Genomic DNA, 19,614 nt, shown 5'->3' on the forward strand with positions numbered 1-19,614 from the left:
AAATGCACTAAGGATACGGTTAAAGGTAGTTCTGGTGGAAATAAAAAAACAAATGTGGACGACTTTGATCCAAAAACAGCTACAAATAAACAAAAAGGTAATTTTGGTGAAATAAAATCAGGTGATAATTTATTAAACAATCAAAGTATAAAAGATGCTGGATATGACTTAAAGGTAATAGGCGGGGATTTACCATCAACCATAGATGATAAAATAGTAAAAGGGATTGATGGATTATACGAAAATACAAATGCAAACTCAAAGATCAAATATGTTATTGATGAATCTAAGTTTGGTAGTTCACAATTAGGAAAAACTAAAGATGGACCACAAATGTCAGATGATTGGTTGACAGGTTCTGAAACTGGAAAAAGTAGAATATTGAAAGCTGTTAATGGAGATAAAAAATTAGCAGATAAGATTACGAAAGCATTGGAAGATGATGAAGTTGAAAGAGTATTATCACAAATCGATAGTAGTGGAAATGTTAAAACATATAGAATAGATGCAAAGGGAGACATTATTGGAGAATGGCCTTGATTTAGAAGCTAGGAGGAATCAGATGAAATGAGAGATCATTTATGTATAGAAGAGAAATGTAGAGAAGGAATAGAATATAATAAAGAGTTTATTGAAGAAAATAGAGAAGATATTAAAAAATTTGAAGAAGATGAGAAAAATGGTATTCAAAGAAAATCTAAAGATAATAAAAGTATTATAGAAGGAAGACATTTAAGTAATTTTATATATGAGATGAAGGATATTAGTGCGAAGTATTCTTTAGGGGAAGACATTCGTACAATAGAAGAAGATTTTCATAATGCAATTGGCGATTTAGAGCATACAGGGCCTAGGAAAGTTGGATATATAAATCTGCTTTGGATGATTTCCTTAGGAATTTTGTTAGAAACGGATAAAAAGAATATAGAAAGATTAAAAAAGATAGTTGATAAAAAAAATATGAATGATGCAGTAATTGATTTTCTATTATGCGCTAGTGATATTGGATATACAAAAATGACGAATGTTTATTATAAAGAAAATCCATATGCAAAAACAAGAGAGATTATAGAACTTGCGCAAACAGATAAGAAAGAAGCATCTAAAAGATTGAAAACGTATATGGAGAAAGAATGGTTTAAAGGACATTATGATTATGAATGGAAAAATGCACATAAAGAACCTGGATATGTAGGATATTGGAGCTTTGAAACGGCAGCGCTTGCGAAAATTTTGGAACTTGATGATACAAGTTTAAAAAATAATAATCACTATCCATATGATTTGGCGCATTACAAGAATGCAATGAAATTCAAGCGCATCTCCCTAAGTGAATATAACAATGAGGGTGAGACTGAGGAGATAGATGAAATAATAGAAGGAATTGAAAATAATCCTGCATTGGAAAACATTATTCCTCCAAAATGGCATTCATTGGTCAATGAATTGATACATGATTATAAGAATATGGATGATAGTAGTTTTTATGGAAAATACAAAAAAACGATAGGAATAGGTCAAGTGTGGTTTTTACCACAAGAGTATGAAAAAGAAAATGAGCAAAAAGATCTCTTAGGAAGTTTAATTGTTTTTGCAATGACCGAAAAAGGATATATATTGCAACTGGACTATAAAGAGGATTTAGAGGACTACGTTGATAGTATCAAAAATTTCTGGAATGAATCAGAAACAAAATTAGTTCAATTTATACTAAATAATGATCAGAATTATTATGCATTGGTACCGATAGATGAAAATATTGAGAATATGTATGAGGTTATTGTTAAAGATGTAAAGTAAATGTATTTAAAAATCAGTAAAAAATCTATTTTGTTGGTTTTAATGAGTAACTTTTCAATCAATCGAGTCCTGTTAAGGGATCTATTAATAAATGTGTGTAAACTAAGTTAAATTGAATGATAAAATGGTGGTAGTTGGAAAATCCGACTGCCACTATTTTTTTTAGGGCTTGACTTTATAATTAATGAGGTGAGAGGCAAATGTCGATATTAGATAAAAATAAAATAGATGGTATCGGTAAGAGTAAGAGTGAAAATAAGTTAGCATTAATGATTGCAGACCATTTAGACTGGGAAAATGAACTCCAGCATTTAACATTGTTACAAGACAAAATTAACGCTTATGTATCTTTTATTGAAAGTGAGCAAGTCTATAGTGTTTATTCAGATGCTAAGTCAGTAGATGGATTTATATTTGATCTAAGATTTAAATATAAACCAACCGAAAATTGTAATAAACTATTGGAAGTTTTTGAGAAGAATACACAAGATTTGAGGATTGAGTTTAAAATATATGAACTATAGATAGCTTAGATTGGAGGTGTAGTATGAAAGCATATGTAACTTTATTTTTTAGTATGAAGGAGGATATAAATGAAACCTGATTTTTTTATAATTACAATGTATCCCACAGTATCTTTTAATCAGGAAGAGATACTAGGGCGTCTTTTAGATGTGTTTGAGTCAAATGAAAAATTTGCTCCTACTCATTGGGGCAACTGTGAAACGGTACGGGTAGAATATAATCGTGAGGAAATTATTGAAAAAGTGATTTCGGAGCGTAGGGCATCTGAAGTTCATCTCTATCGTGATAAATCTGTTAATTATAGAGGGAGTTTTCAAATTAACTGGAGCCAGCGCTCATTTTTACAGTTTGAGTTTCATAAATCTATACCAAAAAAATTATGGTCAGCTTTTTTGGAGCTATCTGACCAAATCGCAGAAATCGTGAAACCATGTTATGGAGTAACTCAAATTTTTTGGCCTTTATCCTATCCGTGGAATACAGAACGTGAACGTTTACATATGTGGATGGAAATATCTTCTCAACCTATACCGGTTCGATTTCTTCCCAACGGTCCATTAGGGATGGGAGCTAGAACCTACTTTGGTGGCCATATTTTAGAAATGTTTGGTAGAGATTTGTTGCTAAATAGTCCAGCTGTGGTATCAGAACTGAGTTGGGGTGGTATTTGCATAGACCTTTTAAAGAACCCATTAGAAGCTGATATTGGTACATTACTTGATAGTTGGTTACATGTAATGAAATATTTAGAACCAGCTCAAGTCATGGCTATACCAAGTTTTCGTGAGAATCGAAGAGGTGTAACCTTTTCTCCTAATGTTGTTTGGAAGGACTATCTGGAAAGTTAAATGAAAGGAATTTGTAATCATGAATGAGAAAAGTAATGATAGAATAAGGGTCATGGAAATATTAAATCGATCTCAATACAATGATGAGGTTATAGATCAGTTAGATATGAGTGATTTAGACCTTACTTTTTCAGATCTGTCAGAAGTAATGGCAAGGCGTATTATGGCAAAACGAGTTATGTTGAGAGCTTCTTCATTAATGAGAGCGGCGTTTCATGATTGCGATTTTGAGTTGGCTGATTTCAGAAGTTGTAATTTAGAGGGAATTAACATTGCAGATTGTAGGTTTGGCGAAGCGGATTTTTCAAAAGCGAATATGAAATATGCAAAGATAAATATAAGTAGTTGCTTCGAAACTTGTTTTGATGAAGTTGATTTTTCATATGGAGAAGTAGTTGGAACAGTTTTAAATTATGCTACTTTTCGCCGTGCAAATTTATCTGGAATTGATGCTACACAAGCAAATTGTGTTGGAGCAGATTTCAGCAGTGCTACTCTTACAGACGGTAAATTTGAAAAGACGGATTTGGAAAATGCAAATTTATCAGAAGTAGATGCTAGAAATGCAGATTTTACAAATGCAGATTTAACGGGAGCGACCCTTTTAAATGGGAATTTTACAGAAGCGGATTTTACCGGTGCTAAACTTGACAATGTAGTTTGGACAGGAGCAAATGTAGAAGGCGCTAAGTTTGACGAAAATGTGAAGGAACAAGTGTTGAAAATGATATAGAAGTTGATTTTGAATCGTATGTAAACTTGGCAAATGAGTTTTAATGTATTATTTGTCACAACATGTAAAGGGTGTCACAGTGTCACTATAAAACTTGCAAATTTGAAGCACTTGATTGTCTACGATAGACGACGAGTGCTTTTTTTATTGATTGGTATGCTTTAACTTCATAAATAGTTGGTAATTTGGAAGAAATAACGGCATTCATGAATAAGTTGCCGAGGAATGCCTTGGAGAAGATTAAAAATATTGAGATCCCGAGTTTCGGTCCTAGACCTGCGTTGGCTAGCGCTGGGTATGGAGGAGGCGGAGGATCACAGCTTCTGAAAGAATATAACAAAGAAAATAGAAAGAAGCTTAAAGAATATATTGATTACTATAAAAAATATGAGCATAATGATTTGAAGATATTTAGCAAGCCAAAGTAACAGTGGATAGAAAGGAAGGAGAGCACAATGGAATTTAAAGAGGATATTTCTATTTTATACAAAATGCGTTTTCTAGAGAATGAAGGAGATAATATTGAAGAGTTTGAAAATATTCTCAATGAATTATCACATAGAGGAACAAATAATATAATCCCTGATCTTTGTACGATTTTTGAGGATGATATTGCTGAGCCATCAGCTGGTGATTATCTTATTGAAACGATATTTTATATTGCTGAACATTCCGGGATGGAGGAAGGACTATACAAATTAGCTAGTGGTATTCCTAAAATGTTACCTCATGCAGAATTCTGGGCGGAAAGAATTCATCGGACACTTTTAAATTCAAAAGGTTTAGTAGTATCTTATATTAATGCATTAGAAAATGTAAATAGCTCAACAAAACAAATAATTAAAGGAATTCTTCTTGAGATAAGAGAGGACGATCCAGATTTATATTTAGAAAAAGTTAATTCAATTTTAGAGAAATTAAACTAAAATAAATAAGCGTTTGAAGAAATAATAGATATTTAAAATAATAATTGAGATAATAGGTGATATTATGGTGGAATTACCAAAGATTATTTTGGGGGTACCTGGATTTTGGGAAAATAGGAATGAATTTAAAGAGGCCATGGCTAGAAATGGTAATGGTTATATATATGTGGGTAACCATATTGGAAACCTTGAAAACCCAGAGGGATTTTTTGAAGTAGACATGAGTGATTACAATCATTATGTGGCTGAAGCTTTTGTAATAGCAGGAAATGGATCATTTAGTAAAGAAGATATAAATAATCTGAAAAAACATAAAAGTATTGTTTATATTATTGGTGAAGGCGGTTCTTTAGACAAGGCGATAAAAATCATGGAGGTTGCTAGTGCCGTATTACATGCAGGTGGAATTGCGGTAAATGTTGAATCTTCTGGAAGAGCTCGTACAAAGAATGATTGGTTGGACATAACAAGTAGTAAAGAAATTACAAGAGTATTTACTGCGTTTATCCAGATGTCTCGTGAAAATAATATTTTTTACACTACTGGTATGCAAAGTTTTGGTTATCCTGATGTTATAACAACATCTGAAGGTCTAACTGGGACTGAAGTTGAGAAATTGTTTAAAGTATTTTGTTTATATAATCTTATAGAAAAACCGAAAATTAATGATGAAGAAACATTTAGTTTAGACCCAAAATCTCCTGTATACTTATTAAAACAAGAAAACTGTACAATGTTTGAGGAAGATGATCCATTTTATAATCCATATGGAGTGTGGAACTTAGTTCGTCATCATCGACCTGGAAATGAATGATGTTATTTATTGAAGAGTTTACTGAGGGGCTAATATTTTTATCTTAATTAGTTCCAAAATCCTCAAGAATTTTAATAGCTTTAAATGCTTTTGATTAAAAGCTTATACTTTTAATGTGCTTATGATAGTAAGTAGTACATTTAGATTGGATGCAGTGAACAAAGTTACTATTATTCAGTTTATGTTTACAAAAGAGAATGCCTAAACTCGTGTTTTGGACTGAACCCAAAAAGTTAAACAAATATTTGAAGAAGTTAATGAGGAATGCCCCTTGTATTGTGTGTGGGCACTGAAAAAACTTGCGTTTTTTATAAATAAATTCATTTTAGAGAAAAATAGGGCGCTTCTTGTTCAATTTTAAACAGGAAACGCCCTATTTTTTTACCTATTTATTACCCTTTTTTATTCAGAAGCTTTAAGATTCTTTTTAGATTGACAGCGAATATCGTCGTTGCTCCCTGAACTTGCATGCAAAATGAACTTGTAGCCGATGCTTGATCGTACCCGTGTTTATTTTTTAACTCACTATTTTTTGCTTCGATTTTATAGCGTTCTCGAGCTAAGCGTTTAAATTCTTCTGTTTCTTGAAAAGCTTGTTGGTCTAAATGTTCCTCTGATTTAATGGCAAAAGAATAGGTTTTAGTTTTTGCGCCTTCTTTAAAACATCCTTCTCGGAGTGGACCGACCTTACATTTCATAGTATTGATGCTTTGGAGATTGTTGTAAAGCAGTTAAGGGATGTTGAAGCTGAGGGCGGTGACCTTGACGATATTGTTGACGCTCTTAAAGAATTAGGTGGATTAGCTAGTAGAAGATAATTGAATTTAAGGAGGATATGTTTTGGATAAAAAAAGTCTAAACAAAGCAATAAGAAATGCAATTAAAATTGGTGATATTAATGAAGTAAAACGTTTAATAGGAGATAATCCAGAATCTTTACATTCAATGACACCATTTGGTACATGGTTACATGTTGCAGCAAAAAAAGGACATTTTGGAATAGTGGAATATTTAATCCATAAAGGAATCGATGTTAATACAAAAGGTGATATATTTGATGCTTCCCCTTTAAGAGTGGCAGCAGGAGAGGGGCATTTGGAGATAGTAAAGTATTTAATTGAGGCTGGTGCAGAATTAGATGTGAGCTTAGCAAAAAGAAATCCATTATTTGGTGCGATTTATGGTGGACATAAAGAAGTAGCTGAGTTTCTAGTTGAAAAAGGAATAGATATTTCAATTAGATACACTGGAGAAAATATTAAAAATATGAATGCTTATGAATATGCTAGAGAATTTGGGCAAACGGAAATTGCTGAATATTTAAAGCAGAAGATGGATGAAAAAGAATAGGCTGTTAAAAAGTCGATACTCCATGATGGTTGTACCATCATGGAGTATAATGTGCAATGATAGAATAGAAAAAGAAGTACGAGCTTAGGAAAGATGACATTTTACTGGGTGATGAATATAAACACATGGAATCGACATAAAACTAACGAACTCGTACAAACTCGTAAGTTTTAACGTAGTAGTTGTTATGATATGGTATATAAAAGGTGTCACACTGTCACTATAAAACTTGCAAACTTAAAGCACTTGATTGTCTACGATAGACGACGAGTGCTTTTTTTTTATTGATTGGTATGCTTTAACTTCATAAATAGTTGGAAGAAATAACGGCATTCATGAATAAGTTGCCGGGTAGTATGAAGAATGTCGTGGAGAAGATTAAAAATATTGAGATCCCGAGTTTCGGTCCTAGAACTGCGTTTGCTGGCATTGGGAATGGAGGCGGCGGAAACACACTTGGAGAGTTATTTTCGGCTTTTAAGAGTGGAACTAATGGTACGGTAAATAGGACAATAAATGGTACTGTTGGAGCAAGTGGCGTTAAAACATTAGTTAAAGCAGGAGAACATTTTACAAACGGAAGAAAAAATAGATTAAAGCCTAATATTAGGTATAAAACAGGAGAGTTTGACTATTTTTATGAAACCGATAGTCTTGGAAGAATTGAAAAATTTGAAACAGATAAGCTACAATTAACTGAAAGAGAGGATAGATTATCACATAGTAAAAATACACTAGGTAAAATAAAAGGAAAAGACCACGCAGGGCATTTAGTAGGTGATAGGTTTGGAGGCTCGCCTAAACTTGATAATGTAGTTTCGCAATTATCTAATGTTAATCTGAGTCAATATAAGAAGCTTGAAAATGAATGGGCTGCAGCTTTGAGTGCAGACCCCCCTAAAGAAGTAACTGTTGATGTTGAATTAGTTTATGATGGAAATAACATGCGCCCAAAGGAATTTATAGTTAATTACTCTATTGATGGTAAATGGGGATTTGAAGTTATTGAGAATTAATCTAAGGAGTGAAAAAGTAATATGAAAGAATTTGAAGATAAGTTTAGTGAATTGCAATCAGATATGATAGCTATATGTATGGAATTTGTTGAAAATAGAGCCGATAAAGTATATGTTTATGCTTCATGTGAAGAAGGTATTACTTCAGGTAGATTCTTTTATTTAATTAATAATAAGTATGTAGAGCCTCATAAAGTGAATGATGCATTGGAGAATGGGGATGAAAGATATGATGTATCTCCAAAACGAGGGTTTACGGTATTGCGTATAATATGTGAAGACATCAAAAAAATAAAAGAATTGTGCAAAGAATATGAAAGAGACATGCCAACGGAGATGAAATTAATATATGATGTTAAGAGTGGTAATTTCAAAGCTGGGTACAAGTATGATTTAGTATATACGAATGATGATGTTAAAACGGCTGGGCATATTGCTGATGAGTGGTTTGAAGAAGTGAAAAATAATAACCTTTAAAAGGTTTACAGTAATAGTTATATCTAAGTTGAATGGATAACTCATGGTGGTTGTACCATCATGGGGTACTATATGCAATTCTAGAATAGAAAACGAAGTACGGGATTAAGCGAGATGACATTTTAAGCACATGGAATGTATATGAAACTAACCAACTCGTACAAGCTCGTAAGTTTTAACGTATTACTTATCACGATTTATAAAAGGTGTCATACTGTTACTACAAAAATTACAAATTTAATGCTACTTAAAAACAGATGAACTTATAGCACTTGTTGTCTACAATAGGCGACGAGTGCTTTTTTGTTTAAGCATGAAAAGCGAAACGAGCGTTATGATTTTATAAGTGCACTAAGGGTACGGATAAAGCTGATAGTAAGATAATTGATGATAACTATCTTATTAGAGCCTATCGTGGGACTGACTTAAGCAAACTAGAAGCGGAATATAGCAGCTACATTCAAAGATTTTGAACTAACTAGAGACGGTACAATGATAGCGAATCAAAGAAAGGGTTACTATGCAATAAGCATCATCTAGAGAGAAGTAAGATTATAGATGATGGGATTAAGGAGTAACATTCACCGTTCTAATTAAAATGGTGGTAAAATAAACCATAAATAGGTGTTTAATCTAGATTCACCTGGTAGGGGTATATGGATAAAAATATAAATAAAAGTTGTTATGTAACTTTATTTTTTAGTATGAAGGAGGATATAAATGAAACCTAATTATTTTTCAATTACAATGTATCCCACAGTATCTTTTAATCAAGAAGAGATACTTGGGCGTCTTTTGGATGTGTTTGAGTCAAATGAGAAATTTGCTCCTACTCATTGGAGCAACTGTGAAACGGTACGGGTAGAATATAATCGTGAGGAAATTATTGAAAAAGTGATTTCGGAGCGTAGGGTATCTGAAGTTCATCTCTATCGTGATAAATCTGTTAACTATAGAGGGAGTTTTAAAGTTAATTTGAGCCATGGTTCATTTTTGAATTTTGAGTTTCATAAATCTATACCTAAAAAATTATGGTCAGCCTTTTTTGAGTTATCTGACCAAATCGCAGAAGTTGTGAAACCACTTTATGGAGTGGCGCAAATTTGTTGGCCAGTACCCTATCCGTGGAATACGGAACGTGAACGTTTACTTATGTGGATGAATATATCTTCACTACCTATACCAGTCAGGTTTCTTCCCAACGGTCCCTTGGGGCTAGGAGCTAGAACATATTTTGGTGGTCATGTTTTGGACATGTTTGGTAGAGATTTGTTGTTAAATAGCCCAGCTGTGGTATCAGAACTGAATTGGGGTGGTATTTGCATGGATCTTTTAAAGAACCCATTAGAGGCTGATGGTGACATATTACTTGATAGTTGGTTACATGTGATGGAATATTTAGAACCAGCTCAAGTAATAGCTCTACCAAGTTTTGATGAGGATAGGATGGGTGTAACCTATTCTCCAAATGTTGCTTGGCAAGACTATCTGAAAAGTTAAATAAAGGGAGATAGTAATAATGAATGAGAAGAGTAATGATAGAATAAGAGTCATGGAAATATTAAATAGATCCCAATACAATGATGAGGTTATAGATCAGTTAGATATGAGTGATTTGGACCTTACTTTTTCAGATTTGTCAGAGGTAATGGGAGATCGTATTATGGCAAAACGAGTCATGTTAAGGGCTTCTTCATTAATGAGAGCATCGTTTTTTGATAGTGATTTTGAGTTGGCTGATTTCAGAAGTTGTAATTTAGAGGAAATACATATTGCAGATTGTAGGTTTGGTGAAGCGAATTTCTCTAAAGCGAATATGAAATATGCAAAATTGAATATAAGTAGTTGTTTTGAAACATGTTTTGATGAAGTTGATTTTTCATATGGAGAACTAGTTGGAACAATTTTAAATCATGCTACTTTTCGCCATGCGAATTTATCTGGTATTGATGCTACACAGGCGTATTGCACTGGAACGGATTTCAGCAGTGCCAATCTTACAAATGGTAAATTTGAAAAGACGGATTTGGAAAATGCAAATTTATCAGAAGTAGATGCTAGAAATGCAGACTTTACAAATGCAGATTTAACAGGAGCAACCCTTTTAAATGGGAATTTTACAGAAGCGGATTTTACCGGTGCTAAACATTGACAATGTGGTTTGGACAGGAGCAAATATAGAAGGTGCTAAGTTTGACGAAAATGTGAAGGAACAAGTGTTGAAAATGATATAGAAGTTGATTTTGAATCGTATGTAAACTTAGCAAATAAGTTTTAATGTATTATTTGTCACGACATGTAAAGGGTGTCACACTGTCACTATAAAACTTGCAAACTTAAAGCACTTGATTGTCAATTATGACAACGAGTGCTTTTTGCGTTGTAGCATGAAAAGTGAAACGAGCGTTATAATTTTATAAGTGCACTAAGGGTACGGGAGCAAGTAAAGTTGAGGATATTCCACCGGCCTTCAAGCAAGAGGAATTTGCTAGTACATATGAAGAAAGACGGAATCAAACACCTCTTACTGAAAAGAATAAAAAGGTCGGATTTGAAGGGGTTAGAGGTGAGTCTTTATGTACTCTAAAACCACCACCAGATCCTAAGTTACAGAAAATCTTGGATGAAGCTGGTATTAATGGAATTGAGTATAAAAATGGAGTTCCTGATTTTTCACCAGTATCAAAAGCACAGGTGGAAATTGACCATATGTACGGTGGGACTGGTAGCAAACACGGAAATAAAGCTAGACGGTCTAATTTTGCTCAAGCAAACGAAAAATTAGCTGAGCAGCTTAATAAATCACCTGAATTAGCTAGAAAATTTGGAATGAAGTCTGGGAATATTACAGCTAGCGATATAGAAGATTTCCGAATTGCAAACAATTTAACATGGCATGAATTAAATGATGTGAAAACGATGCAACTTGTACCATCAAGCATAAACAGTACATTTGGACATCTTGGTGGGGTAGGAGAGATAAATGCAGGAGCGTATACACCTGAAGGATTCGCTACAAAATAGAAATGTATTAAAGGAGAGTGCAAAATGATAATAAATGATGCAGTTTTTGGGGAACTAGAATATGATTATGTATGGTTTAAGGACACTAATATAGAGTTTTGTGGAAAAGAAGTTGAAATTTCTTTATCGATAAGCGGTGAAGAGGATGGTAAATTTTTAGAAAAACAATATATAGCATATAATTCATTTATTCAAAAATGGGAGCAACTACAGTATGACATTTTACAACCCTTGTTAGATTATTACCAACAAAAACGATATGAACTTGGTTATGATGATACGTTTAATGAAAATTATCCTTTGATTGAAACGATTGATCAACTTCTTGATAGAATAAGTTTAGTTGGAATTTCTGTACTATATACGAAAAGTCTTGAAGGTAGATATATTGGGTTATCCTTCGACTGTACGTGGGATACAGAAAATGGGCTAGGTATACTTCTAATAAATGAAGAAGTAGATAGAGTAGGATATCAAGATGTTGCAATGTAAGGGAAGTATTTCTCCAAAAGAGAGAAACACTTTTTTGGAGAAATCTATTAGGGGTAGCACGCACATTTTAACCTTTTTATACGTTAAGAGATTTTCAGAACTAAACATTGCTTATTTCAATTGAGGCTTTAATTTAGAGATGAGTTTTGAGACATATTCCAAGCTATTTTCAGCATATTTTAGGGTGAATTTCATTTATCTCAAATACCCTCGTTTTTGAGATTAGATAAGTCGTTTAGAATAGTAAAATCAACGTTTTTTTATGTCGGTTTTGCTTAGCGTATATTTTCGTTAAAATGTTGGTGGTACGCCGTAAAGTACAGAAAAAATAGACAGGGTTTACATCATGACAACAAGAACATACAATCAACAAGTCAAACCCTTTATAATTTGATAAACACGCTTGCTAAGCTTTCAAAGGCTTATTCCAACTGAATGATGAGGAGGAATGAGCTTTTTTTCATGACTAAAAACAAAGGAGGGAAATTTGACTGTTACAATGTAAGCGACAAATAATCTGGTTTAGGCAATAGGTTATCGCTGTGCCAAGTGCACTTTTTGGTAATATTCTAGGTTTCTGGATATGAAGCCATGCCAAAAAAAGTCCAGTATCGGTTTACTTTGCTCTAATCGTTTCTGAAAACGCTCTTCTGGCGTGGAAACTTTCAATTAAAGGCATTCATGAATAAGTTGCCGAGTAGTATGAAGAATGTCGTGGAGAAGATTAAAAATATTGAGATCTCCCTGAACCTTCGTTAGCTGGCGTTGGGAATGGAGGAGAAAGAAACGCACTTGGAGAGTTATTTTCGGCTTTTAAGAGTGGCACTAGGGATACGGTTAAAGGTAGTAATACGAAACCAAACAAAATTAAACTAACTCCAGAACGAGAAAAATATTATGGAGGGATCTTGGAAACTAACTAAAGAGCAACAATTGCAGATTTTAAATAATCCAGATAATTTTATTGGATTAACAAAATCTGCAAATACCTCAAAAGGATCAAAATCGTTTGAAGAGTGGACTATGCACAAGGGTAAAAAGATTCAAGTTAACAGTGAGTTTAGGGGGAAAATGATCGTATTAGAGAAGAAATTAGAGATTGATATCCAAAAGCAAATAGATGAATTTGTTAAACTAAATGAAAGAAGGTAAGTAATAGTGAATAATAAATTAGAATATCTAAGAAAATATGAAAAGAATATGGAAATAGTAGATTTTTCTACTTTAGGTAGCAATACACTTAATATACCTGAGCAGTGGTTTGATATTTTGGAAGAGGAAAATCAATCGTTAAAAATTGATAAGCTGATTACTCTGTGGAATAGTGTATGTGCATTTGAATTACGGAATACAATTGAATATTTAAAAAATAATTTAATAACACTAGATTTGTTATATAATGGAGAAGAATATTCTATGCTTTATGGTATTAAATCTAGTAAAGATAAAATTTTGTACTATGAGGGGAAACTAGGGATTAATCTAGATAAAAATATAGAGTTGAAAGCATATTGGGATAAAATACCTAAGTCAGTATGTAAATTTTATGAAAATCTGCATAATGGTTTCTACTATTATGCCAGTCATTCAATGGGGTTAGTTCCGGAAGATGAAGTAACAAATTTCTGTGAATATGATTGGAGCATTATTGAAGAATTAGATGAACCAATTAAAGTCGATATAAATTCAACTTTTGGCTTCTTTTCAAACGGAATGGGTGCTTATGTAGCTATTGATGGTGAGAATTGTGTAAATGAAAATTCAACCTTGTGGTTTAAAAATAAGCCACCTAAGTACAATCTAAATTTCTGGGATGTTGTCGATGAATGGATAGTAATTGGTTTTTAAGTATAATTTGATAATAAATTCTCTACTTAGTTAAGATGTTTTAAACGCCCTGACAAAAGTGTCATATCGCTCGTGAAATATTATAAAAAAGAGAATCTAAGGAATTATTCTTTCTTTAGATTCTCTTTTTTATTTTTATATGCTCAAGTTGATAAGTTTGTTTTCTTTTAACAAATTAATATAAAAGGAGGATAAAAATGAAACCTAATTATTTTTCAATTTCAATGTACCCCACAGTATCTTTTAACGAAGAAGAAGTATTACTTCGTCTTTTGGATGTGTTTGAGTCAAATGAAAAATTTGCTCCCACTCATTGGGGCAACTGTGAAACGGTACGGGTAGAATATAATCGTGAGGAAATTATTGAAAAAGTGATTTCGGAGCGTAGGGTATCTGAAATTCATCTCTATCGTGATAAATCTGTTAACTATAGAGGGAGTTTTAAAGTTAATTTGAGCCATGGTTCATTTTTGAATTTTGAGTTTCATAAATCTATAACCCAAAAATTTTGGCCAACCTTTTTTATGTTATCTGACCAAATCGCGGAAATTGCGAAACCTCGTTTTGGAGTAGCTCAAATTTGTTGGCCAGTACCTAATCCTTGGAATACTGAACGTGAACGTTTACAGAAGTGGATGAATATCTCATCTCTACCTATACCGGTTAGATTTCTTCCTAACGGTCCCCTAGGGATAGGGGCTAGAACATATTTTGGAGGCCATATATTGGACATGTTTGGTAGGGATTTGTTACTAAATAGCCCAGCTGTGATATCAGAACTGAATTGGGGTGGTATTTGTATAGATCTTTTAAAGAACCCATTAGAGGCTGATGGTGACATATTACTTGATAGTTGGTTACATGTAATGAAATATTTGGAACCAGCTCAAGTCATGGCTATACCAAGTTTTCATGAAAGTCGGATGGTTGTAACCTATTCTCCAAATGTTGCTTGGAAGGATTATCTGAAAAGTTAAATGAAGGGAGATAGTAATAATGAATGAGAAGAGTAATGATAGAATAAGAGTCATGGAAATAGTAAATCGATCTCAATACAATGATGAGGTTATAGATCAGTTAGATATGAGTGATTTGGACCTTACTTTTTCAGATTTGTCAGAGGTAATGGGAGATCGTATTATGGCAAAACGAGTCATGTTAAGGGCTTCTTCATTAATGAGAGCATCGTTTTTTGATAGTGATTTTGAGTTGGCTGATTTCAGAAGTTGTAATTTAGAGGAAATACACATTGCAGATTGTAGGTTTGGCGAAGCGGATTTCTCTAAAGCAAATATGAAATATGCAAAGATAAATATAAGTAGTTGCTTCGAAACTTGTTTTGATGAAGTTGATTTTTCATATGGAGAAGTAGTTGGAACAGTTTTAAATTATGCTACTTTTCGCCGTGCAAATTTATCTGGAATTGATGCTACACAAGCAAATTGTGTTGGAGCAGATTTCAGCAGTGCCACTCTTACAGACGGTAAATTTGAAAAGACGGATTTGGAAAATGCAAATTTATCAGAAGTAGATGCTAGAAATGCAGACTTTACAAATGCAGATTTAACAGGAGCAACCCTTTTAGATGGGAATTTTACGGGTGCGAATTTTACCGGTGCTAAACTTGACAATGTAGTTTGGACAGGAGCAAATGTAGAAGGCGCTAAGTTTGACGAAAATGTGAAGGAACAAGTGTTGAAAATGATATAGAAGTTAATTTTGAATCGTATGTAAACGTGGCAAATGAGTTTTAATGTATTATTTGTCACAACATGTAGAGGGTGTCACAGTGTCACTATAAAACTTGCAAATTTGAAGCACTTGATTGTCTACGATAGACGACGAGTGCTTTTTTTTATTGATTGGTATGCTTTAACTTCATAAATAGTTGGTAAGTTGGAAGAAATAACGGCATTAATGAATAAGTTGCCGAGGAATGCCTTGGAGAAGATTAAAAATATTGAGATCCCGAGTTTCGGTCCTAGACCTGCGTTGGCTAGCGCTGGGTATGGAGGAGGCGGAGGATTAGACTCTCTGAAAGATGCTGCTTATCAGTTTATGAAGGAGATTGAGGAGAAGGTTTTTGGTAAGGGTACGGGAATACACTTTGGGAGTTATTTTCTGTTGCTAAGAGTGAAACTAAGGGGCAAGCGCAAAATGCTAATCGGTTATCTGGGGAGAAACTTCCTGCAGAGGGGGTTACTGGAGCTGATAGGTTAAAGCAGCTCAATTTGCCAAATTCTAGAGAAACAATGATAGCTGACTTAAATGAATTTAGAAAAGATTTATTCAAAAGTGGAAACGCAAAGAATATAAGCAAAATTTGCACTATTGTGGATACGGAAAATCCATCTTTAAAAGGTATTGCAGGTAGTGGTATTTGGAAATATAATCCAACTATAATTGATCATAGAGGGATTAATCCTAGAGAATTTTGTAAAACACCTGAAGATTACACTAAGTATTATAGAAATCTATTATCGGAAGAGTATATAGATAGTTTACCTGATAGCTTTTTTATTGGAAAAAATAAAGAGTTTATAAGGGAAGATATGGCTAAGTTAAGAGCGAATATTGATAGAGTTAAGGATGAGGCAACAAAAGGAAAGTTATTTAACAGATTTGGGGAACCAAGTTTTGAAGCCGGTTGGGATGTTGAGAATTGTGCGGAAGTTTGGAGTGCAAGAGATGCAATATTAAAAGGCGCAAGATATGATAATTTTATCGTTAGAACAGAAAACTTACCAGGTGGTTTTGCTGAACCTTGTAGAAATTGTAGTAGAACGTTTTTGGATTTCTATAATATTGATAACTAGGAGGAATGAAAATGGAAATATCAAATAAGACAATAGAAGAATTAAAAAAAGCGGGATGGTATGAGGGGAGAAAAATAGATATATCAGAAAATGTAAAGTTTCTTGAAGAAAGGGGATTTTGGGTTTTTGAAAGTGCCAAAAAATTTATGGAGGAGTTTGGAGAATTACAATTCAATGTTGAAAGGGTTTGGCCAGATGGGGTCACTAAGGACATATCTAAACATACTACTTGCATTAAGGAAGTGATAGGTGTGTTAGATAGTTCGTGTTTTGGTTTAGAAGATTATATTGATGATAAAGTTATTCCGATAGGTTCACTCTATAATTTCGAGCTAAATTTATTTATATCAGAATCAGGAAGACTATTTGAATCAATGGGGTGGATAGGAGATAATGCTTTACAGGCATTGGATAATCTTATTCTTGAAAAGGGAACAGTGATTTGGGGTAAATTTAAAGGGTAATAATAATTTTCTAATGAAAAATTATGTCCTAACCTAATGCATAATTGTAATTAAGCAGTGAGTAGGTGGAAGAGTAATAGATAAAAATTAAAAAGTAATTTTAAGTTGATGGAACTGAAAATCATTTTTAGCATACATTGCCACTTAATCATCTTTTGCTCTAAATGAAAGATGTAATGAAAAGAAAAAATAGATTTATATTATAACTAAGGATAGAACCAATGTTTCTAATGGAGGAAGCGTTGGTTCTATTTTTATGCAAAGAAGCTGGAGGATTAATAATAATGTATCTGAATGTAGTAAGAAAAACAGACATGAACATATACAAACGTAAAACTAGTTAGAGAAAATTTGGATTCAAGGCTGCAGCCAGCAGGAGCTCTTGATGCATCTGTAGCAAATAATCAGTGGCTTAAGAAAAAACAGCACCGTTTTTTGAAAACTTGAATTTAAAGAGTGGTTCGAAGGATTTAGAGTTAAAAGAATTTACTAAGGGTACGGGTAAAGTTAGTGCTGGAGTAAGTGAAGTTAAAACATTAGTGGCCAAAGGAAAATAGTTTACAAACGGTAGAAAAAATAGGTTGAAACCGAATATTAGGTATAAAACAGGGGAGTTTGCCTATTTTTATGAAAACGATAGTCTTGGAAGAATTGAAGAATTTGAAACAGATAAGTTACAATTAACTAAAAGGGAGAAGAGATTATCACATAGTAAAAATACACTAGGTAAAATAAAAGGAAAAGACCACGCAGGGCATTTGGCAGGTGATAGGTTTGGAGGTTCACCTAAACTTGATAATTTAGTATCGCAATTATCGGATGTTAATTTGAAGGAATATAAGAAGTTTGAAGATGCACGGGCTGCAGCTTTGAAAGAAACACCTTCGAAAGAAGTAACAGTTGATGTTGAAATAATTTACTCTGGGAATAATGTGCGTCCGGAGAAATTTAATGTAAAATACACTATTAATGGTGAGACGTTTTCTGAGGTTCTTAATAATTAATCTAAGGAGTGAATAGTAGTATGAAAGAATTTGAAGATAAGTTTAGTGAATTACAAGCAGATATGATATCCATATGTATGGAATATATTGAAAATAGAGCTGATAAAGTGTATGTTTATGCTTCATGTGAAGAAACTATTATTTCGAGCAAGTTCTTTTACTTAATTAACAATAAGTATTTAAAGCCTCATAAAGTGAATGATGCATTGGAGGCTGGGGATGAAAGATATGATGTGTCTACAAAACGCCAGTTTATGGTATTAGATATCTTAAATGAAGATATCGAAAAAATCAAAGTGTTTTGTAAAGAATATGAACGAGACATGCCAACAGAGATGAAATTAATATATGATGTTAAGAGCGGCAAGTTCAAAGCTGAATATAAGTATGATTTAGTATATACAAATGACGATGTTAAAACGGCTGGGCATATTGCTGATGAGTGGTTTGAAGAAGTGAAAAATAATAACCTTTAAAGGGTTTGCAATAATAGTTATACCTAAGTTGAATTAATAACTTATGATGGTTGTACCATCATAGAGTACTATGTACAATGATAGAATAGAAACAGCTACTCAAATTCTCGAAAAAATAACCTTAGTTGGAATTTTTGTTCCAGATAATGACCTTATCGACTTTCTTGATATCGGACTTACGTTTGACTGTACATGGGATATGGAAAATGGATTAGGCCTTTGTCTTGTGAAAGGTGAAGTAACTGAGGTAGGTTATCAGGACGTTGTACTTTAAACTTCGAAGCCTATTTTTATAGAGACAATAAAATTGTTTTTTTATTCATTCGGAATATATGGGCTGATAGAATTAAGGAATAGTTGAAGTGTACAAAAAAAGAAAAGCTCATTTTGAATTACGCACTCCATAATGGTTGTACCGTCATGGAGTACTGTGTGCAATGATAAAATAGAAAAAGAAGTACGAGCTTAGGCGAGATGACATTTTACTGGATGATGAATATAAGCACATAGAATGGACATAAAACCAACGAACTCGTACAAACTCGTAAGTTTTAATGCAATACTTATCACGATATATATAAGGTGTCATACTGTTACTACCAGACCTTAAAGCACTTGATTGTCTATGATAGACGACGAGTGCTTTTTGCGTTGTAGCATGAAAAGTGAAACGAGCGTTATAATTTTATAAGTGCACTAAGGGTACGGTAAATAGACAGTAAATGGTACTGCTGGAGCAAGTGGCGTTAAAACATTAGTTAAAACAGGAGAGTTTGACTATTTTTATGAAACCGATAGCCTTGGAAGAATTGAAAAATTTGAAACAGACAAGTTACAATTAACTAAAAGAGAGAAGAGATTATCACATAGTAAAAATACACTAGGTAAAATAAAAGGAAAAGACCACGCTGGGCATTTAGCAGGTGATAGATTTTGAGGTTGCAAAGGAGTATGAAGGAAAATCTATAATTCTAAATATTTCTCTTATGATAAAGGTGATT

General features: G+C 33.2%; 23 protein-coding genes and 6 pseudogenes. 27 read left to right on the plus strand and 2 right to left on the minus strand.

The genetic code is table 11. From position 1 onward, the window contains the following. Positions 1 to 54 precede the first annotated feature (54 nt). The 8 genes from AB1280_RS21170 (at position 55) to AB1280_RS21205 (ending at position 5,646) form a co-directional block, all read left to right on the plus strand. Positions 55 to 540: a hypothetical protein gene (locus AB1280_RS21170; protein ID WP_429756890.1), complete on the plus strand. Its 486-nt coding sequence runs from the start codon at positions 55 to 57 to the stop codon at positions 538 to 540. A gap of 27 nt (positions 541 to 567) precedes the next feature. Further along, on the plus strand, positions 568 to 1,800 hold the full coding sequence (locus AB1280_RS21175; protein WP_429756891.1) for a PoNi-like cognate immunity protein: 1,233 nt from the start codon (positions 568 to 570) through the stop codon (positions 1,798 to 1,800). A 200-nt stretch (positions 1,801 to 2,000) separates the two neighbouring features. After that, positions 2,001 to 2,324, plus strand: a complete 324-nt coding sequence (locus tag AB1280_RS21180; RefSeq protein WP_429756892.1) for a DUF6572 domain-containing protein — start codon at positions 2,001 to 2,003, stop codon at positions 2,322 to 2,324. Between the two features lie 69 nt (positions 2,325 to 2,393). Next, positions 2,394 to 3,173, plus strand: coding sequence for a hypothetical protein (locus tag AB1280_RS21185; protein ID WP_429756893.1), 780 nt, complete (start codon positions 2,394 to 2,396; stop codon positions 3,171 to 3,173). Positions 3,174 to 3,192: 19 nt separating this feature from the next. Continuing rightward, complete coding sequence (locus tag AB1280_RS21190) at positions 3,193 to 3,906, plus strand: pentapeptide repeat-containing protein (RefSeq protein WP_429756894.1); 714 nt, start codon at positions 3,193 to 3,195, stop codon at positions 3,904 to 3,906. 185 nt (positions 3,907 to 4,091) lie between these two features. Then, entirely contained in the window at positions 4,092 to 4,334 is a 243-nt protein-coding gene (locus AB1280_RS21195) for a hypothetical protein (RefSeq protein WP_429756895.1), read from the plus strand. Positions 4,335 to 4,361: 27 nt separating this feature from the next. Beyond that, positions 4,362 to 4,832: an Imm30 family immunity protein gene (locus AB1280_RS21200; protein WP_429756896.1), complete on the plus strand. Its 471-nt coding sequence runs from the start codon at positions 4,362 to 4,364 to the stop codon at positions 4,830 to 4,832. Positions 4,833 to 4,899: 67 nt separating this feature from the next. Further along, positions 4,900 to 5,646 (plus strand): DUF4261 domain-containing protein, encoded by a 747-nt coding sequence (locus tag AB1280_RS21205; RefSeq protein ID WP_429756897.1) that lies wholly within the window; start codon positions 4,900 to 4,902, stop codon positions 5,644 to 5,646. 392 nt (positions 5,647 to 6,038) lie between these two features. On the opposite strand, the pseudogene AB1280_RS21210 reads toward AB1280_RS21205, so the two are convergent. Continuing rightward, a pseudogene (locus AB1280_RS21210) lies at positions 6,039 to 6,341 on the minus strand (transposase); the annotation flags it as partial. 145 nt (positions 6,342 to 6,486) lie between these two features. Between AB1280_RS21210 and AB1280_RS21215 the strand changes: the two are divergent. The 8 genes and pseudogenes from AB1280_RS21215 to AB1280_RS21250 all read left to right on the plus strand — a co-directional run bounded on the left by AB1280_RS21215 (position 6,487) and on the right by AB1280_RS21250 (position 12,005). Continuing rightward, complete coding sequence (locus AB1280_RS21215) at positions 6,487 to 6,996, plus strand: ankyrin repeat domain-containing protein (RefSeq protein ID WP_429756898.1); 510 nt, start codon at positions 6,487 to 6,489, stop codon at positions 6,994 to 6,996. Positions 6,997 to 7,364: 368 nt separating this feature from the next. Further along, positions 7,365 to 8,012, plus strand: a complete 648-nt coding sequence (locus AB1280_RS21220; RefSeq protein WP_429756899.1) for a DNA/RNA non-specific endonuclease — start codon at positions 7,365 to 7,367, stop codon at positions 8,010 to 8,012. A gap of 21 nt (positions 8,013 to 8,033) precedes the next feature. Further along, the gene (locus tag AB1280_RS21225) at positions 8,034 to 8,489 is read left to right on the plus strand and encodes an immunity protein YezG family protein (protein ID WP_429756900.1); all 456 of its coding nucleotides are present in this window, start codon (positions 8,034 to 8,036) and stop codon (positions 8,487 to 8,489) included. A gap of 141 nt (positions 8,490 to 8,630) precedes the next feature. Next, positions 8,631 to 8,835 (plus strand): annotated as a pseudogene (locus tag AB1280_RS21230) (hypothetical protein). 374 nt (positions 8,836 to 9,209) lie between these two features. Beyond that, the gene (locus tag AB1280_RS21235) at positions 9,210 to 9,989 is read left to right on the plus strand and encodes a hypothetical protein (RefSeq protein WP_429756901.1); all 780 of its coding nucleotides are present in this window, start codon (positions 9,210 to 9,212) and stop codon (positions 9,987 to 9,989) included. 19 nt (positions 9,990 to 10,008) lie between these two features. Then, positions 10,009 to 10,723, plus strand: a pseudogene (locus AB1280_RS21240) (pentapeptide repeat-containing protein). A gap of 223 nt (positions 10,724 to 10,946) precedes the next feature. Beyond that, entirely contained in the window at positions 10,947 to 11,513 is a 567-nt protein-coding gene (locus AB1280_RS21245) for an HNH endonuclease (RefSeq protein WP_429757385.1), read from the plus strand. 24 nt (positions 11,514 to 11,537) lie between these two features. Then, positions 11,538 to 12,005 carry a DUF6985 domain-containing protein gene (locus tag AB1280_RS21250; RefSeq protein WP_429756902.1) on the plus strand — a complete coding sequence of 156 codons (468 nt, stop codon included), beginning with the start codon at positions 11,538 to 11,540 and terminating at the stop codon, positions 12,003 to 12,005. A 517-nt stretch (positions 12,006 to 12,522) separates the two neighbouring features. Here the strand turns inward: AB1280_RS21250 and AB1280_RS21255 are convergent. Then, a pseudogene (locus tag AB1280_RS21255) lies at positions 12,523 to 12,674 on the minus strand (IS66 family transposase); the annotation flags it as partial. A 228-nt stretch (positions 12,675 to 12,902) separates the two neighbouring features. On the opposite strand from AB1280_RS21255, the gene AB1280_RS21260 reads away from it, so the two are divergent. The 11 genes and pseudogenes from AB1280_RS21260 to AB1280_RS21310 form a co-directional block, all read left to right on the plus strand. After that, positions 12,903 to 13,157, plus strand: coding sequence for a hypothetical protein (locus AB1280_RS21260; protein ID WP_429756903.1), 255 nt, complete (start codon positions 12,903 to 12,905; stop codon positions 13,155 to 13,157). A 6-nt stretch (positions 13,158 to 13,163) separates the two neighbouring features. Next, positions 13,164 to 13,853 (plus strand): SMI1/KNR4 family protein, encoded by a 690-nt coding sequence (locus tag AB1280_RS21265; RefSeq protein ID WP_429756904.1) that lies wholly within the window; start codon positions 13,164 to 13,166, stop codon positions 13,851 to 13,853. A 197-nt stretch (positions 13,854 to 14,050) separates the two neighbouring features. After that, positions 14,051 to 14,830 (plus strand): hypothetical protein, encoded by a 780-nt coding sequence (locus AB1280_RS21270; protein ID WP_429756905.1) that lies wholly within the window; start codon positions 14,051 to 14,053, stop codon positions 14,828 to 14,830. A gap of 19 nt (positions 14,831 to 14,849) precedes the next feature. Next, positions 14,850 to 15,563, plus strand: a complete 714-nt coding sequence (locus AB1280_RS21275; protein ID WP_429756906.1) for a pentapeptide repeat-containing protein — start codon at positions 14,850 to 14,852, stop codon at positions 15,561 to 15,563. Positions 15,564 to 15,749: 186 nt separating this feature from the next. After that, on the plus strand, positions 15,750 to 16,073 hold the full coding sequence (locus AB1280_RS21280) for a hypothetical protein (protein WP_429756907.1): 324 nt from the start codon (positions 15,750 to 15,752) through the stop codon (positions 16,071 to 16,073). 11 nt (positions 16,074 to 16,084) lie between these two features. Continuing rightward, positions 16,085 to 16,669 carry an NAD+--asparagine ADP-ribosyltransferase gene (locus AB1280_RS21285; RefSeq protein WP_429756908.1) on the plus strand — a complete coding sequence of 195 codons (585 nt, stop codon included), beginning with the start codon at positions 16,085 to 16,087 and terminating at the stop codon, positions 16,667 to 16,669. A gap of 11 nt (positions 16,670 to 16,680) precedes the next feature. After that, the gene (locus AB1280_RS21290; RefSeq protein WP_429756909.1) at positions 16,681 to 17,133 is read left to right on the plus strand and encodes an SUKH-3 domain-containing protein; all 453 of its coding nucleotides are present in this window, start codon (positions 16,681 to 16,683) and stop codon (positions 17,131 to 17,133) included. A gap of 581 nt (positions 17,134 to 17,714) precedes the next feature. Further along, positions 17,715 to 18,137, plus strand: a complete 423-nt coding sequence (locus tag AB1280_RS21295; RefSeq protein WP_429756910.1) for a DNA/RNA non-specific endonuclease — start codon at positions 17,715 to 17,717, stop codon at positions 18,135 to 18,137. 20 nt (positions 18,138 to 18,157) lie between these two features. Next, positions 18,158 to 18,613, plus strand: coding sequence for a DUF600 domain-containing protein (locus tag AB1280_RS21300; protein ID WP_429756911.1), 456 nt, complete (start codon positions 18,158 to 18,160; stop codon positions 18,611 to 18,613). Positions 18,614 to 18,698: 85 nt separating this feature from the next. Beyond that, positions 18,699 to 18,887 (plus strand): annotated as a pseudogene (locus AB1280_RS21305) (DUF6985 domain-containing protein); the annotation flags it as partial. Between the two features lie 441 nt (positions 18,888 to 19,328). Beyond that, a pseudogene (locus AB1280_RS21310) lies at positions 19,329 to 19,547 on the plus strand (DNA/RNA non-specific endonuclease); the annotation flags it as partial. Positions 19,548 to 19,614 lie beyond the last annotated feature (67 nt).

Origin of the sequence: Bacillus sp. S10(2024) (assembly GCF_050473865.1) — a bacterium.
Taxonomy (GTDB): domain Bacteria; phylum Bacillota; class Bacilli; order Bacillales; family Bacillaceae_G; genus Bacillus_A.